This window comes from Streptomyces sp. NPDC054956 (assembly GCF_053609185.1).
The window spans coordinates 1-14,982 of the sequence record NZ_JBSGXB010000044.1; the positions used below are offsets into that span (position 1 = coordinate 1).

Sequence of the window (14,982 nt, forward strand, 5' to 3'; positions counted from 1 at the left end):
AATTCACCCGCCCCCCCCCGCTATAAACACAAATAACGCCGGCGGCCGCGTCTTTTGTTTATACGCCCCTGCCCGTACGAGGGCGGCCCCCCCCCGCACCGTGTCCCGGGGGGCGGGCCTCACTGTTTACTGCGGGTCCTACTGGGGTCCTACTCGCCCTTGGCGGCGGCCTTCTTCTCCTCGGCGTCCTCGATGACCGCCTCGGCGACCTGCTGCATGGACATCCGGCGGTCCATGGAGGTCTTCTGGATCCAGCGGAAGGCGGCCGGCTCGGAGAGCCCGTACTGCGTCTGCAGGATGCTCTTGGCGCGGTCCACGAGCTTGCGGGTCTCCAGGCGGAGCGAGAGGTCGGCGACCTCCTTCTCCAGCGCGCGAAGCTCCGCGAAGCGGGAGACGGCCATCTCGATGGCCGGTACGACGTCGCTCTTGCTGAACGGCTTCACCAGGTACGCCATGGCCCCGGCGTCCCGAGCCCGCTCGACGAGGTCGCGCTGCGAGAACGCGGTCAGCATCAGCACGGGGGCGATGGACTCCTCCGCGATCTTCTCGGCGGCGGAGATCCCGTCCAGGACGGGCATCTTCACGTCGAGGATCACCAGGTCGGGACGGTGCTCCCGGGCCAGCTCGACGGCGGTCTGCCCGTCTCCGGCCTCGCCGACGACGGCGTAGCCCTCCTCCTCCAGCATTTCCTTGAGGTCGAGACGGATGAGCGCCTCGTCCTCGGCGATGACGACGCGCGTCGTCAGCGGCGGAACGTGCGACTGGTCGGCGTCGGGCGTGGGCGTCGACTCGTGCTCGGCGGTCACTGCGGCTCCTCTTTGCGGGGCATATCAAGCTCCCCTGAGCCTACCTACCTCCTGTAAGGTGGTGTCGCGCAGGGCTCCCCAGAGCCTTTGTTTCTTAGGCCCCAGTACTCCAACTGGTTAGAGAGGCCGCTCTCAAACAGCGGACAGTGTGGGTTCGAATCCCACCTGGGGCACATAGCTTGGATTCCATGGTCACGCGATCTTCGCGTGGCCATCGCTCGTTCTGGCGAAGCTTGCCGAAATCCACCATGTGGACGCACCGCAGACCAGCAGCGTCAGTCACATGTACGACATCGCAACGCGCATACGCACGCTGAGCCTGCTCGACGACGGCCGCAGCATGAACTCCGTCAGCAAGGAAACCGGCATTTCCCGGGCCGCGATCCGCGCCTGGAAAAAGCGAGTGAACCCCTTGCCCAAACAGGCCGCACCCTTCGCACTCCCCACCGACTCGGCCTCCTACTCCTACCTACTCGGTCTCTATCTCGGCGATGGCTACATAAGCCAGCCCGCGGCTCACCGCGTGCCGAGCATGAGAATCACCTGCGACGACAAGTGGCCCGGCCTCATGGACTCCGCGGAACAGTCGATGCGGCAAGTGTTCCCGTTCAATCGGGTGTGTCGGGCGAAGAAGGTCGGCTGCCATGACGTCAAGGTGCACTCCAAGCACCTCACCCGCCTGTTCCCGCAGCACGGCCCAGGCAAGAAGCACGACCGCCGCATCGTCCTCGAGGACTGGCAGCAAGCCATCGTCGATGCCCACCCCTGGGAGTTCCTCCGGGGGCTCATCTACTCCGACGGATGCCGGGTCACGAACTGGACCACCCGGATGGTCGGCGGCGAGCGGAAGCGCTACGAGTACCCCCGGTACTTCTTCACCAACAAGTCGGACGACATCCGGAAGCTCTGTACCGACACCCTCACCAAGGTCGGCGTCCAGTGGACGATCCTCGCGCGGGGCAGCGACCCCTTCAACGTCTCCGTCGCCCGAAAGGCGTCCGTCGCGCTCATGGACGCCCACATCGGGCCGAAGTACTAGCGGGGCTGCGCCCGGTGGTGGGTCGCGCGGATGAGGATGGAGAGCAGGGTGGCCAGGTCTGCCGCGCCGGGGGCGTCGTCCGCGTAGCGCGTGGTCTGCAGGGGGCCCGCCTGGTCCAGGCGGACTCCCTCCAGGTCCAGGACGTAGGCGAGGGTGAGCAGGGCGAGGCGGGCGTTGCCGTCCGGGAAGGGGTGGAAGAAGGCCACGTCCAGGTAGGCCCTGGCCGCGCGGGAGGCCAGGGGGATTTTCGGGTCGGCGCTCTCGCGCAGGCAGTGGTCGAAGTCCCGCCGGGTGTGCGGCGTGAGCGCGTAGCGTTCCCGGCCGCCCTTGGCGAAGGCGTCGCCCTGTCTGAACGACACCTCGGGCAGGCCCAGGACGATCCGCTGCCAGCTCGCCAGGAGCTCGTAGGTGAGGGGGCGCTGGTGGGCAGCGTCCGCGCGTGATTGAGCCAGCGCCGCGTGCAATCGGGTGCCTCGGTCCGGGTCCGAGGAACGGCCTCCCTCGTCGCACCAGGCGGCGAGGCCGTCCGCGGTCGCTTCGACCGGGGCCGGTGTTTCGCCGGCCGCGGAAGCCCAGTCGATCCGGTTCCTGGCCTCGCACCAGGCGGCCAGGGAGTCAGTGGTCACGGTAGGGCTGCTCTCCGGTCAGGCTCACCGCCAGGTCCTCCCCCACGGTGTCGACCAGGGTCCGCGACGGTGTCGTCCAGCTCTTGAACCGTCCGCCGATCGCGGCGTAGACCGCTTCCTTCGCGGTCTCGGGCCCCATGCCGGTGGAGGTGAGGAACCACGTGAGCACCGCGTGGCAGAGCCCGTACCAGCCGCATTGGGCACCCGTGCGGTCCATGACCACCGTCACCAGGCGGGTGGCGGCCCGTTCCAGGTGCCAGCTGCGGTCCTCGGCGTCCGCCCCGGCGGGTGGCGCCAGTCGTGCGAACCGTTCGGCCAGGTCTTCCAGCCAGTCGCGCCATTCCAGCAGCGACGCGACCACCTTGGCGGCGGTCGCCGCGGGTTCGCCGACGGAATGGGAGACGCAGCACCAGCTGGCGACGATGCCGCCGCCTCCGCCCTCGCCGATGGCCCAGTGCCATCCGCAGGTCCATGGGCCGTATCGGGCTTCCAAGAGTGCGGTGACCTCGTTGGTGAAGCGATGCTTCTCCATCCACTCTGCGTCGATGGGGGGAACCATCGAGGCGATCACTGTGGTGAGGTGGGAGCTTTCCTCGTCGTCCCAGTCGAAGGCGATGAGGTCGGGGTCGACGGCGGACCACGGCAACCGGGCCGGGGCGCGCTCGTAGCGGGTGGCCGTGGTGTTCCTCCGGAATCGAGCGGGGCAGGGTGACTGGGCGATCTTGCCAAGGGGTCGCGGCTTTGTCATACGGGTTTCTCGTGCCGTCGTGTGCGCCGGCATTCGGGGCCGAGCTCCTGCCGATCGCGTCATCCGGCGGCCCGGGCGCCCCGCTCAGCGCGTGAGGGCGTCGTAGAGCGGCCAGCCGTCGATCTCGCGGAGGGGCTCGTCCAGTTGGGGGCGGGCCAGGTCCAGGAGGGCGCGGACGTTCGCCGGTTCGTGGAGGCTGAGCCACGGGCCGGCGTGGCTCGCCACGTGGCCGGAGGTGGAGTGGTCGGCGAGGCGGCCGGGGGCGGCGTGGAAGGCGATGGCCTGGCGGAGTCTCGGGGTGTCCTCGTGGTTGACCCACAGGGTCAGGGAGGTGGGGCTCCAGCGGACGTTCCAGCGCCAGGTGGTGCCGTCGGCGACGACCAGGCGGCGCAGTCGGCGTCCGTACCTCACGGGTGGCTCGTGAGGCCGTGGAGGAGGGTGGCGACGTGGGCTTCGGCGTCCGCGGGGTCGAGGGGGGCGTGGGCGACGAGGAGGCGGTACCAGAAGGGGCCGAAGACGAGGTCGGTGGCGTGGGCGATGTCGGTGGTGGCGGGGAGCTCTTCGCGGGTGATGGCGCGGGTGAGGAGGGTGGCGACGATTTCGCGGCGGGTGGCGGCCCAGGCGCGGAAGGGTTCGGCGAAGGCGGGGTCGAGTTGGGCTTCGGCCATGAGGCCGGTGAGGGCTTTGGTGCGGACGGGGTCGCGGCCGATGCGGTAGAGGTCGGTGACGAAGGCGGTGAGGTCGCCGGTGAGGGTGCCGGTGTCGGGTTCGGGGACGCGGGTGGCGGTTTCGTGGGCGTAGGCGTCCATGACGAGGGCGGGCTTGGACTTCCACCAGCGGTAGACGGTGCTTTTGGCTACGTTGGCGCGTTTGGCGACGCCTTCGATGGTGAGGGCTCCGTAGCCGTTTTCGACGAGGAGTGCGGTGGTGGCTTCGAGGACGGAGTGGTGGGCGTCTTCGTTGCGGATGCGGCCGCCGGTGCGGGGGGTGCCCGAAGGAGTGATTGACACGGGATCACGATAAGCCCTAGCGTTTTATCGAAACGCGGCGTAGCGTTTCGATTGAAGAACCGGATGGACCGGATGGACCGGATGGACCGGATGGATCGGCGGGCCGGATGGCCGCGCCGGTGGACTGGATCAGGGGGCAGAGCCATGGGCAAGATCGTGTTCGCGCACGGGTACGGGATGAACGGCGGGGAGCACTGGTACTCGGCGGTGGGCGAGGAGTTCGCCGCCGAGGGGCACGAGGTGCGGATTCCGAACTTCCCCGAGCCGTTCGCGCCGGAGGCGGATGCGTGGCTGTCGGCGCTGGAGGCGGAGACGGCGGCCGGGCCGGAGGAGGTGCCCGCGGGTGAGACGGTGCTGGTGGGGCACAGCCTGGGCGGGGTGAATGTGCTGCGGTTGCTTCAGCAGCACGATACGGATGCCGAGGGGGCGTTCGCGGGGGTGGTGTTCGTGGCGTCGATGTCCGGGGAGGTGGGCTATGACGCGTTGGCGCCGTTCTTCTCGCCGGAGTTCGACTGGCAGAAGATCCGCAAGGCGGCGCGGGAGTTCCGTGTGCTGCATGCGGCCGATGACCCGGTGACCGGGGAGAAGACGGGCGAGCATGTGCTGCGGTTCGTACGGGAGTTGGGCGCCGAGGCGCGGGTGACCGCGTCGGGCGGGCACTTCCCGAGTACGGGTGAGAGCCGGTTGGAGTTGCCCGACGCGGTGCGTCTTATACGTGAGGTGCTGTAGGCGCCGGTCGGCGTCAGCGGACTGCGTCGCCGATGCGGTGGACGCGGACGAGGTTGGTGGATCCGGTGACGCCGGGGGGTGAGCCGGCGGTGATGACGACGATGTCGCCGGGTACGCAGCGGCCGATGCGCAGGAGCTCTTCTTCGACCTGGGCAACCATGGCGTCGGTGGAGTCGACGTGGGGGCCGAGGAAGGTTTCGACGCCCCAGGTGAGGTTGAGCTGGGAGCGGGTGAAGGGGTCGGGGGTGAAGGCGAGGAGGGGGATGGGTGAGCGGTAGCGGGAGAGCCGGCGGACGGTGTCTCCGCTCTGGGTGAAGGCGACGAGGAACTTGGCGCCGAGGAAGTCACCCATCTCGGCGGCGGCGCGGGCGACTGCTCCGCCCTGGGTGCGGGGCTTGTTGCGGTCCGTCAGCGGGGGCAGGCCCTTGGCGAGGATGTCTTCCTCGGCGGCTTCGACGATGCGGGACATCGTGCGGACGGTTTCGACGGGGTATTTGCCGACGCTGGTTTCGCCGGAGAGCATGACGGCGTCGGTGCCGTCGATGACGGCGTTGGCGACGTCGGAGGCTTCGGCGCGGGTGGGCCGGCTGTTGTCGATCATCGAGTCGAGCATTTGGGTGGCGACGATGACGGGCTTGGCGTTGCGCTTGGCGAGCTTGACGGCGCGCTTTTGGACGATGGGGACTTGTTCCAGGGGCATTTCGACGCCGAGGTCGCCGCGGGCGACCATGATGCCGTCGAAGGCGGCGACGATGTCCTCGATGTTCTCGACTGCCTGGGGCTTTTCGACCTTGGCGATGACGGGGAGGCGTCGGCCTTCTTCGTCCATGATGCGGTGGACGTCTTCGATGTCGCGGCCGCTGCGGACGAAGGAGAGGGCGATGACGTCGGCGCCGGTGCGCAGGGCCCAGCGGAGGTCTTCGATGTCCTTTTCGGAGAGGGCGGGGACGGAGACTGCGACGCCGGGGAGGTTGAGTCCCTTGTGGTCGGAGACCATGCCGCCTTCGATGACGCGGGTGTGGACGCGGGGTCCGTCGACTGCGGTGACTTCGAGGGTGACGCGGCCGTCGTCTACGAGGATGCGTTCGCCGGTGGTGACGTCGGTGGCGAGGCCTTTGTAGGTGGTGCCGCAGGTGTGGCGGTCGCCTTCGTGGTCTTCGACGGTGATGGTGAACTCGTCGCCGCGTTCAAGGAGTACGGGTCCTTCGCGGAAGCGGCCCAGGCGGATCTTCGGGCCTTGAAGGTCTGCGAGGACGCCGACGCTGCGGCCAGTTTCGTCGGAGGCCTTGCGGACGCGCTGGTAACGCTCCTCGTGTTCGGCGTAGGTGCCGTGGCTGAGGTTGAAGCGGGCGATGTCCATTCCGGCTTCGACCAGGGCTTTGATCTGGTCGTATGAGTCGGTTGCGGGGCCCAGGGTACATACGATTTTTGCTCGGCGCATGGGGCGAGCGTATGCCCCTACCAGGGAGTAGGAAATTGGTTCCGGGTGTCCACTCAACAACCTTTGAGCAAAAGGTTGTTGACAATTGTTGAATGTGCATGGGGGTGCTCTGATGAGCACCCCCGAGCGCCGGTTCTTCGGGATGCGGGGGTCGTTTTTCAGAGCTGGGGAGGGGTCATGGTGAAGCGTGCGTTCACCTGTGCGTAGACGGTCTGGCGTTGGGGTTCGAGGTCGAGGGCGGGCGGTCCTGCGTCTTCCGCGGCGCTGAAGGCCATGGTGCGCATGGCGGCGCCGGCGGGCTGGAAGGGGGCGGGGGCGTTGTCGGCGCCGAGGTCGGCGAGTTCGACGAGGGCTGCGAGGTTGGCGCCGAGGGCGGCGGCGTATTCGCGGGCGCGCTGGACGGCTTCGAGTACGGCTTGGCGGCGGGCTTCGCCGTGGGCGGGCGAGGTGGGGCGCAGGGCCCACCAGGGGCCGTCGACCTGGGTGAGTTCGAGGTCGGCGAGGCGGGTGGTGAGTTCGCCGAGGGTGGTGAAGTCGTTGAGTTCGGCGGTGAGGTGGACGCGTCCGTGGTAGGCGCGGATGCGTTCGCCGCGGCCGTGGCGGGTGAGTTCGGGGGTGATGGAGAAGGTGCCGGTTTCGAGTTTCTCGACGGGGTCGCCGTAGCTTTTGACGAGGTCGAGGACGGCGTTGTTGCGGCGGGTGAGGTCTTCGAGTGCGGTGCGGCGGTCGGTGCCGCGGGCGCTGACGGTGATGCCGATGCGGGCGATCTCGGGGTCGACTTCGAGGGTGGCTTCGCCGCGGACTGCTACGCGGGGGACTTCGGGGGTTCCGTAGTGCTGGTGCGGTACGGGTGTGGTCATCGGATCGAAACCTGTGGGGGGTGTTGCGGCCTGTTACCGCTGGGTCAGAATCTACGCGCGTTGCTTTACCAGTACGCCTCAAAAGGGGAGATGGCATGGCATTCGACCGTAGGACATTCCTGGGCACTTCGGCTGCCACGGGTGCGGCTGTGGCACTGGCGGGGGCCACGAGCACCCCGGCCGCGGCGGCCGACGGGGTCGCGGGCGCGCCTTCGGCCAAGAAGCCGAAGACGTACGCGTTCACGGTGATGGGGACGACCGACCTGCACGGGAACGTCTTCAACTGGGACTACTTCACGGACAAGGAGTTCGACGACAAGGCGCACAACGACGTCGGGCTGGCGAAGATCTCGACGCTGGTCAACGAGGTGCGCGAGCAGAAGGGGCGGCGCAACACCCTGCTGATCGACGCCGGTGACACCATTCAGGGCACGCAGCTGTCGTACTACTACGCGAAGGTGGATCCGATCACCGCGCGGCGTGGTCCGGTGCATCCGATGGCGCAGGCGATGAACGCGATCGGCTATGACGCGGCGGCGCTGGGGAACCACGAGTTCAATTACGGCATTCCGGTGCTGCGCAAGTTCGAGGAGCAGTGTGATTTCCCGCTGCTGGGGGCGAACGCTCTGGATGCGAAGACGTTGCGGCCGGCGTTTCCTCCGTACAGCATGCACCGGCTGCGGACTCCGCACGGGCGGGATGTGAAGGTGGCGGTTCTGGGTCTGACGAATCCGGGGATCGCGATCTGGGACAAGGCGAACGTGCAGGGGAAGATGACGTTCCCGGGTCTTGAGGAGCAGGCGGCGAAGTACGTGCCGCGGCTGCGGTCGCTGGGTGCGGACGTGGTGATCGTGTCGGCGCATTCGGGGTCGAGCGGTACGTCGAGCTACGGGGACCAGCTTCCGTACATCGAGAACGCGGCGGGTCTGGTGGCGGAGCAGGTGCCGGGGATCGACGCGATCCTGGTGGGGCACGCGCACACGGAGATCCCGGAGTACCGGGTGAAGAACAAGGCGACCGGCAAGGACGTGGTGCTGTCGGAGCCGTTGAAGTGGGGTCAGCGTCTGACGCTGTTCGACTTCGAGCTGTCGTGGGCGAAGGGCTGCTGGTCGGTGGAGAAGGTGTCCGCCCGGGTGCTGAATTCGAATGCGGCGGTGGAGGACCCGAAGATCGTGCGGCTGCTGTCGGACGAGCACCGCAAGGTCGTGGCGTACGTGAACCAGGTGATCGGTACCTCGACGCAGGCGATGTCGTCGGCGGAGGGTCCGGTCAAGGACGTGGCGATCATCGACCTGATCAACCACGTGCAGGCGGAGACGGTGAAGGGCGCGCTGGCGGGTACGGAGTGGGCGGCGCTTCCGGTGCTGTCGCAGGCTTCGTGCTTCTCGCGGACGGCGGCGATACCGGCCGGGCAGGTGACGATCAAGGACGCGGCGGGTCTGTACCCGTTCGAGAACACGCTGGAGGCACGGCTGCTGACGGGTGCGCAGGTGAAGGCGTACCTGGAGTACTCGGCGAAGTACTACGTGCGGACGGCTCCGGGTGACGTGGTGGATCCGGCGAAGCTGACGAACGCGGAGAGCACGCCGGACTACAACTACGACGCGGTGTACGGGCTGACGTACGACATCGACATCGCGCAGCCGGTGGGTTCGCGGATCACGGGGCTGTCGTTCCAGGGCAAGCCGGTGGATCCGTCGGCTCAGTTCGTGCTGGCGGTGAACAACTACCGGGCTTCGGGCGGCGGCAATTTCCCGCACGTGCCGCAGGCCAAGCAGCTGTGGGCGAACTCGGACGAGATCCGCAACACGATCATCACGTGGGTGAAGGCGAAGGGCACGGTGGATCCGGCGCAGTTCGCGTCCGTGGACTGGCGGCTGACCCGGGCGGGCACGCCGGTCTTCTAGGCGCTGTTCGTACGGGGGCGGGGCCGGGGTCCGTGGTGGCGGTTCCCGGCCCCGTCCGGGTTTCCGGGGGTGGCGCGGGGCGTGGCCGCGGGGGTCAGGGGTGTTCGACGAGCGGGAGCAGTTCGACGGTGGGTTGGGGGCGGGTGTGTTCGCGCTGTTCGAGGCCGAAGGTGGTGAACGCGGTGCGGGTGGGCTGCGGGTAGGGCTCTTTGCCGGTGAGGGTGTTGAGGATGGCGGCGCTGCGCCAGGCGGCGAGGCCGAGGTCGGGGGCTCCGACGCCGTGGGTGTGGCGTTCGCCGTTCTGGACGAAGATGCTGCCGGTGACGGCCGGGTCGGTGATCATCCGGTAGTGGTCGTCGATGCGGGGGCGTCCGGAGGAGTCCTTGCGCAGGTAGGGGTCGAGGCCGGCGAGGAGGCCGCTGAGCGGTCGCTCCTTGTAGCCGGTGGCGAGGACGACGGCGTCGGTGGTGAGACGGGAGCGGGTGCCCTGTTCCACGTGTTCGAGGTGGAGCTCGACCTTGGTGGTGGCGACGCGGCCGGCGGTGCGGACGCTGACTCCGGGGGTGAGGACGGCGTCGGGCCAGCCTCCGTCGAGGGTGCGGCGGTAGAGCTCCTCGTGGATGGCGGCGATGGTGTCGGCGTCGATGCCCTTGTGGAGTTGCCATTGGGCGGGGACGAGGCGGTCGCGGACGGGTTCGGGGAGGGCGTGGAAGTAGCGGGTGTAGTCGGGGGTGAAGTGCTCCAGGCCGAGCTTGGAGTACTCCATGGGGGCGAAGGAGGGGGTGCGGGCGAGCCAGGTGAGGCGTTCGCGGCCGGCGGGGCGGGAGCGGAGCAGGTCGAGGAAGACTTCGGCGCCGGACTGGCCCGATCCGATGACGGTGACGTGGTCGGCGCCGAGGATGCGCTGCCGGTTGTCGAGGTACTCGGCGGAGTGGATCACCGGGACGGTGGGGGCTTCGGCGAGGGGGCGCAGGGGTTCGGGGACGTAGGGGGCGGTCCCGATGCCGAGGGCGAGGTGGCGGGTGTAGGTGCGTCCGAGGGCCTCGGCTTCGCCGTCGGCGTCGAGCTGGGTGAAGTCGACTTCGAAGAGGGCGCGTTCGGGGTTCCAGCGGACGGCGTCGACCTGGTGGCCGAAGTGGAGTCCGGGCAGGCGGCCGGCGACCCAGCGGCAGTAGGCGTCGTACTCGGCGCGCTGGATGTGGAAGCGCTCGGCGAAGTAGAAGGGGAAGAGCCGGTCCTTGTGCTTGAGGTAGCTGAGGAAGGACCAGGGGCTGGCGGGGTCGGCGAGGGTGACGAGGTCGGCGAGGAAGGGGACTTGGAGGGTGGCTCCGTCGATGAGGAGTCCGGGGTGCCAGCGGAAGTCGCGGCGCTGGTCGTAGAAGGCGGTGGCGAGCTCTCCGGCTCCTTGATGGGGCAGGCCGTGGGCGAGAGCAGCGAGGGAGAGGTTGAAGGGTCCGATGCCGATTCCGACGAGGTCGTGGGGTGCATCGAGCTGGGCGGTCATCGGTGGGTGCTGCCTTCCAGGAGGTTCACGAGGGCGTCCAGGTCCCGCGCCGTGGCGTGGGGGTTGAGCAGGGTGGCTTTGAGCCACAGGCGGCCGTCGGCGGTGGCCCGGCCCAGTACGGCGCTGCCGTCCAGGAGGAGGGTGCGGCGCAGGGCGGCGATCGCGGTGTCTTCGGCGTGGGTGGGCCGGAACAGGACGGTGCTGATGGTGGGCGCCGCGTGGAGTTCGAAGGCGGGGTGTGCTTCGAGGCGTTGTGCGAGTTGCTCGGCGAGTGCGCAGGTGCGGTCGATGAGCTGGGTGAGGCCGTCCCGGCCGAGGGAGCGCAGGGTGGCGGCGATCTTGAGGATGTCGGCGCGTCGGGTGGTGCGCAGGGAGCGGCCGAGGAGGTCGGGCAGGCCGGCTTCGGTGTCGTCCTCGGCGTTGAGGTAGTCGGCCTGGTGGGCGAGGGGTGCCAGCAGGGTGGTGTCGGGGACGGTGAGGAGCCCGGCGGCGACGGGTTGCCAGCCGAGTTTGTGCAGGTCGAGGGTGATGGAGCGGGCGCGGCCCAGGCCGGCGAGTTTGGGGCGGTGGCGGGGGCTGAGGTGGAGGAGCCCGCCGTACGCGGCGTCGATGTGCAGGTCGGCGCCGTACTGGTCGCAGAGGTCCGCGAGGGGCCCGAGGGGGTCGATGAGGCCGGCGTCGGTGGTGCCGGCGGTGGCGGTGACGAGGACGGGGCCGGTGGTGGTGGCGAGGGCCTCGGCGAGGGTGTCGGGGGTCAGGGTCCCGGTGGGGGTGGGGAGGGCGCGGGCGGGGGGCAGGCCGAGGAGCCAGGCGGCGCGGGGGATGGAGTGGTGGGCGTTGGCGCCGTGCAGGACGGTCAGGCGCGGGCCGTGGCGTTCGCGGGCGAGGAGGAGGGCGAGCTGGTTGGCTTCGGTGCCGCCGGTGGTGAGGACGGCGTCGGGGTGGGGGGTGTCGTGGAACTCGGCGGCGAGGGCGCGGGTGAGGAGCGCTTCGACGGCGGAGGCGGCGGGGGCCTGGTCCCAGGAGTCGAGGGAGGGGTTGAGGGCGCTGGCGGCGAGGTCGGCGGCGACGGCCACGGCTAGGGGCGGACAGTGCAGGTGGGCCGCGCACAGGGGGTCGGCGGGGTCGGCGGCGCCTGCGGCGAGGGTGTGCACGAGGGTCCGTAGCGCTTCGTGGTCTCCGCGCCCGTGTTCGGGCAGTACGTCGCCCAGTGCGGCCCTGACGTGGGCGGCGACGGTGTCGGGGCCGCCGGCCGGAAGCGGTCCGCCGCGCGCGCGGGCTCCGGTGCGCAGGGCGTCGAGGACGGTGTCGAGGAGGGGGCGCAGGGCGTCGGGGCCGTGGGTTCCGCCCGCGAGGGGGGCGGCGGGGCTGCCTGTGCCGGGTCTGCCGGGGGACGCTGTCATGCGGTTGTCCTCACGGGAACGGATCGGCGGCGGGCGGGCGTTGCCGCGGTGATGGGGTCGGGCACCCGAGCGGTACAACGATCAGACCCGAATGGGGTAACCGCCCGGGTTTGTGAGGTGGGTGGTTTCCGGCCGCTCGCCTGGCCGGCGGAGCTACCGGGGATCGGGCGGCCGTGCCCGACCCGGGGGGGCGGCTCGCCGGGCCCGGACCGGGTACGGGCCCTCCCCCGCCGGGCGTGGAGCCGGATCGGGGCGAGGGCGAGGGCGAGGGCGAGGGCGAGGACAAGGGCAAGGGCCCTGCCCGCCGGGTGGGCAGGGCCCTACCCCGCGGGCTGGGCCCCCGCCGGGTGGGCGGGCAGGGCTCCTCGGGTCAGCGGCGGGTGCGCAGGGCTCGGGCCAGGTCGTCGAGCTGGTCCACGAGCTTGCGGTGCAGGAACGGGGTGATGTCGGGGTCGGTGAGGCAGTCGCGGCCGGCCTGGAGGTTGGCTTCGGTGATCTCGTGGTCGGGGAAGCACCAGCGGCCCGCGGCTTCGGCGATGGCGGGGCCGCGGCGGGCTCCGAGGGCGACGGCTTCGGGGTAGTAGCGGGGTACGTACTCGCGTACGAGGTCGGCCTGTTCGGGCTGCCAGAAGCCCTGGGCGGTGGCAGTGAACAGGTAGTTGGACAGGGTGTCGTCGTGGAAGAGCCGGTCCCAGGCGGCGGCCTTGGCCTCGGCCGTGGGGAGGGCGGCGCGGCAGCGGGCGGCGCCTTCCTGGCCGGTGGCGCTGGGGTCGGCGGCGAGGGCGGCGTCGATGTCGGCTTCGCCGACGGCTCCGAGGACCGACAGGCGGGCGAGGATGCGCCAGCGCAGTTCGGGGTCGAGTTCGGGTCCGCCGGGGACGGTGTCCTCGGCGAGCCAGGCGGCGGGGATCTCGGGCCGGGTGGCGCTGTCGATGAAGGTGCGGACGGCGAGCAGTCGCAGGCCGGGGTCGGAGCCGTCCTCGGTGCGGCGCAGCAGGGCGCGGGCGATCGAGGTGAGGGTGGCGAGGGCCTCGGTGCGGTGTTCGGGGGTGAGGTAGCGGGTGGCGATCTGGGTGCGGGCGAAGCCGAGTACGTTCTGGACGATGGCCAGATCCGTCTCCTCGGGCAGGTGGGCTCCGGCGGTCGCCAGGTAGTCGCCGGCGTCCAGTTCGCCGTCGCGGACCATGTCGCGCAGGGAGTTCCAGACGACGGCGCGGGTGAGCGGGTCGGGGAGGCCGGAGATGCCGCGCAGGGCGGTTTCCAGGGAGGTCCCGTCGAGGCGGACCTTGGCGTAGGTGAGGTCGCCGTCGTTGAGGACGAGGAGGGCGGGGCGCGGTCCGCCGACCGAGACGACCTCGTCGGAGGGGACGTCGAGGGCGAGGATCTCGCGTGCTTCGAGGCCGCCGTCGGGGTCGTGGTCGTAGAGGCCGGCCACGATGTGGTGGGGGCGGCTGCCGGTGCGGGCGACGGTGAGGGTCCAGCCGCCGTGGCTCTCCTCGACGCGCGGGGTGAGGGTGTCGACGCCGGTGGTGCGCAGCCAGATGTCGGCCCAGGCGTGGACGTCGCGGTCGGTGTGGGCGGCGAGGGATTCCACGAAGTCGGCGAGGGAGGCGTTGGCGAACTTGTGGCGGGCGAAGTGGGTGTTGATGCCGGCCAGGAAGTCCTTCTCGCCGAGCCAGGCGACGAGTTGGCGCAGGGCGGAGGCGCCCTTGGCGTAGGAGATGCCGTCGAAGTTGAGGAGGGCGGAGGCGGTGTCGGGGACGGCGGAGACGTCGGGGGCGACGGGGTGGGTGGAGGGGCGCTGGTCGGCGTCGTAGCCCCAGGGCTTGCGTTCCATGCCGAATCCGGTCCAGGTCTCGGTGAAGCGGGTGGCTTCGATGAGGGTCTGGTAGCCCATGTATTCGGCGAAGGACTCGTTGAGCCAGATGTCGTCCCACCAGCTGAGGGTGACGAGGTCTCCGAACCACATGTGGGCCATCTCGTGCGCGATGGTCACGGCGCGCCTTTGGCGTTCGGCGTCGGTGACGGCGGAGCGGAAGACGTACTCGTCGCGGAAGGTGACCAGGCCGGGGTTCTCCATGGCGCCCGCGTTGAACTCCGGTACGAAGGCCTGGTCGTAGGAGTCGAAGGGGTAGGGCTCGGTGAACTTCTCGTGGTAGCGGTCGTAGCAGGCGGTGGTGATGTCGAGGATCTCCTGCGCGTCCGCGTCGAGGTGGGGGGCGAGGGAGCGGCGGCAGTGGAGCGCGAAGGGCAGTCCGGCGTGTTCGGTGCGGACGCTGTGCCAGGGGCCCGCGGCGACGGCGGCGAGGTAGGTGGAGATGACGGGGGTGGGCGCGGACTTCCAGATCCCGGCTTCGGAGGCGGATCCGTCGCCCGAGCCGCCGCCGCCGTCGCCGAGGCGTTCGCCGATGCGGGTGGTGACGCCGTTGGCGAGGACGGTCCAGTGCGGGGGTGCGGTGACGGTGAACTCGAAGACGGCCTTGAGGTCGGGCTGGTCGAAGGCCGGGAAGACCCGCTGGACGTCGTCCATGAACATCTGGGTGTAGACGTACGTCTCCCCGTCCGCGGGGTCGGTGAAGCGGTGGAGGCCTTCGCCGGTGCGGGAGTAGCGCATGCGGGCGAGGACGCGCAGTTCGTGCGGGCCCTCGGTGAGCCCGGTGAGCGGGAGGCGGCCGTCGGCGAGGGCGGCCGGGTCCAGGGGGTGTCCGTCGAGCTCGACGGAGCGCAGTTCGTCCGGTTTCAGCTCGAGGAAGGTGTCTCCGGCGGTGCGGGCGGTGAACCGGATGACGGTGCTGGATTCGAACGTCTCGTCGCCGGTGGTGAGGTCGAGGGCGACCTCGTAGTGCCGGACGTCGAGGATCTGGGCTCGGAGCTGCGCTTCGTTGCGCGTCAATGCGGACATGGGGCCC

At 69.9% G+C, this 14,982-nt stretch carries 13 protein-coding genes and 1 tRNA gene; 4 read left to right on the forward strand and 10 right to left on the reverse strand.

Annotated elements, in window-relative coordinates:
- Window positions 1-149 precede the first annotated feature (149 nt).
- Window positions 150-806, reverse strand: coding sequence for an ANTAR domain-containing response regulator (locus tag ACWGDE_RS10900; protein WP_405494097.1), 657 nt, complete (start codon window positions 804-806; stop codon window positions 150-152).
- Between the two features lie 98 nt (window positions 807-904).
- Between ACWGDE_RS10900 and ACWGDE_RS10905 the strand changes: the two genes are divergently transcribed.
- Both ACWGDE_RS10905 and ACWGDE_RS10910 read left to right on the forward strand, forming a co-directional pair.
- A tRNA-Leu gene (locus tag ACWGDE_RS10905) sits at window positions 905-979 on the forward strand.
- Between the two features lie 110 nt (window positions 980-1,089).
- Window positions 1,090-1,845 carry a transcriptional regulator gene (locus tag ACWGDE_RS10910; protein WP_453388647.1) on the forward strand — a complete coding sequence of 252 codons (756 nt, stop codon included), beginning with the start codon at window positions 1,090-1,092 and terminating at the stop codon, window positions 1,843-1,845.
- Here ACWGDE_RS10910 and ACWGDE_RS10915 read toward each other — a convergent pair.
- From ACWGDE_RS10915 to ACWGDE_RS10930, 4 genes are all read right to left on the reverse strand, one after another.
- Window positions 1,842-2,471, reverse strand: a complete 630-nt coding sequence (locus tag ACWGDE_RS10915) for a Fic family protein (RefSeq protein ID WP_453388648.1) — start codon at window positions 2,469-2,471, stop codon at window positions 1,842-1,844. The two genes, ACWGDE_RS10910 and ACWGDE_RS10915, sit on opposite strands and share 4 nt — an antisense overlap.
- Complete coding sequence (locus ACWGDE_RS10920; protein ID WP_453388649.1) at window positions 2,461-3,219, reverse strand: hypothetical protein; 759 nt, start codon at window positions 3,217-3,219, stop codon at window positions 2,461-2,463. Before ACWGDE_RS10920 ends, ACWGDE_RS10915 begins: the two co-directional genes overlap by 11 nt.
- 84 nt (window positions 3,220-3,303) lie before the next feature.
- Window positions 3,304-3,630, reverse strand: a complete 327-nt coding sequence (locus ACWGDE_RS10925; protein ID WP_453388650.1) for a hypothetical protein — start codon at window positions 3,628-3,630, stop codon at window positions 3,304-3,306.
- Window positions 3,627-4,229, reverse strand: a complete 603-nt coding sequence (locus ACWGDE_RS10930; protein ID WP_453388651.1) for a TetR/AcrR family transcriptional regulator — start codon at window positions 4,227-4,229, stop codon at window positions 3,627-3,629. The genes ACWGDE_RS10925 and ACWGDE_RS10930 overlap by 4 nt, the downstream gene beginning before the upstream one ends.
- A gap of 144 nt (window positions 4,230-4,373) precedes the next feature.
- On the opposite strand from ACWGDE_RS10930, the gene ACWGDE_RS10935 reads away from it, so the two are divergent.
- Window positions 4,374-4,958 carry an RBBP9/YdeN family alpha/beta hydrolase gene (locus ACWGDE_RS10935; RefSeq protein WP_453388652.1) on the forward strand — a complete coding sequence of 195 codons (585 nt, stop codon included), beginning with the start codon at window positions 4,374-4,376 and terminating at the stop codon, window positions 4,956-4,958.
- Between the two features lie 13 nt (window positions 4,959-4,971).
- Here the strand turns inward: ACWGDE_RS10935 and pyk are convergent, their stop codons facing one another.
- Window positions 4,972-6,399, reverse strand: coding sequence for a pyruvate kinase (gene pyk / locus ACWGDE_RS10940; RefSeq protein WP_453388653.1), 1,428 nt, complete (start codon window positions 6,397-6,399; stop codon window positions 4,972-4,974).
- A gap of 158 nt (window positions 6,400-6,557) precedes the next feature.
- Complete coding sequence (locus ACWGDE_RS10945; protein WP_453388654.1) at window positions 6,558-7,259, reverse strand: SIMPL domain-containing protein; 702 nt, start codon at window positions 7,257-7,259, stop codon at window positions 6,558-6,560.
- A gap of 95 nt (window positions 7,260-7,354) precedes the next feature.
- Here ACWGDE_RS10945 and ACWGDE_RS10950 point away from each other — a divergent pair, with 95 nt between their 5' ends.
- Window positions 7,355-9,166: a bifunctional metallophosphatase/5'-nucleotidase gene (locus ACWGDE_RS10950; RefSeq protein ID WP_453388655.1), complete on the forward strand. Its 1,812-nt coding sequence runs from the start codon at window positions 7,355-7,357 to the stop codon at window positions 9,164-9,166.
- Window positions 9,167-9,260: 94 nt separating this feature from the next.
- Here the strand turns inward: ACWGDE_RS10950 and ACWGDE_RS10955 are convergent, their stop codons facing one another.
- The 3 genes from ACWGDE_RS10955 to pepN form a co-directional block, all read right to left on the reverse strand.
- Window positions 9,261-10,670 (reverse strand): lysine N(6)-hydroxylase/L-ornithine N(5)-oxygenase family protein, encoded by a 1,410-nt coding sequence (locus ACWGDE_RS10955; RefSeq protein WP_453388656.1) that lies wholly within the window; start codon window positions 10,668-10,670, stop codon window positions 9,261-9,263.
- A complete protein-coding gene (locus tag ACWGDE_RS10960; protein ID WP_453388657.1) occupies window positions 10,667-12,073 on the reverse strand; it encodes a pyridoxal phosphate-dependent decarboxylase family protein in 1,407 nt (468 codons plus the stop codon). The genes ACWGDE_RS10955 and ACWGDE_RS10960 overlap by 4 nt, the downstream gene beginning before the upstream one ends.
- A gap of 370 nt (window positions 12,074-12,443) precedes the next feature.
- Complete coding sequence (gene pepN / locus ACWGDE_RS10965) at window positions 12,444-14,975, reverse strand: aminopeptidase N (RefSeq protein WP_453388658.1); 2,532 nt, start codon at window positions 14,973-14,975, stop codon at window positions 12,444-12,446.
- Window positions 14,976-14,982 lie beyond the last annotated feature (7 nt).

Excerpts from the sequence above, each read along its gene's own strand:
- ACWGDE_RS10910 (WP_453388647.1), top strand. The coding sequence starts at position 1,090 with ATGTACGACATCGCAACGCGCATACGCACGCTGAGCCTGCTCGACGAC.
- ACWGDE_RS10935 (WP_453388652.1), top strand. The coding sequence starts at position 4,374 with ATGGGCAAGATCGTGTTCGCGCACGGGTACGGGATGAACGGCGGGGAG.
- ACWGDE_RS10920 (WP_453388649.1), bottom strand. The coding sequence starts at position 3,219 with ATGACAAAGCCGCGACCCCTTGGCAAGATCGCCCAGTCACCCTGCCCC.
- ACWGDE_RS10950 (WP_453388655.1), top strand. The coding sequence starts at position 7,355 with ATGGCATTCGACCGTAGGACATTCCTGGGCACTTCGGCTGCCACGGGT.
- ACWGDE_RS10945 (WP_453388654.1), bottom strand. The coding sequence starts at position 7,259 with ATGACCACACCCGTACCGCACCAGCACTACGGAACCCCCGAAGTCCCC.
- pyk (WP_453388653.1), bottom strand. The coding sequence starts at position 6,399 with ATGCGCCGAGCAAAAATCGTATGTACCCTGGGCCCCGCAACCGACTCA.
- ACWGDE_RS10955 (WP_453388656.1), bottom strand. The coding sequence starts at position 10,670 with ATGACCGCCCAGCTCGATGCACCCCACGACCTCGTCGGAATCGGCATC.
- pepN (WP_453388658.1), bottom strand. The coding sequence starts at position 14,975 with ATGTCCGCATTGACGCGCAACGAAGCGCAGCTCCGAGCCCAGATCCTC.
- ACWGDE_RS10960 (WP_453388657.1), bottom strand. The coding sequence starts at position 12,073 with ATGACAGCGTCCCCCGGCAGACCCGGCACAGGCAGCCCCGCCGCCCCC.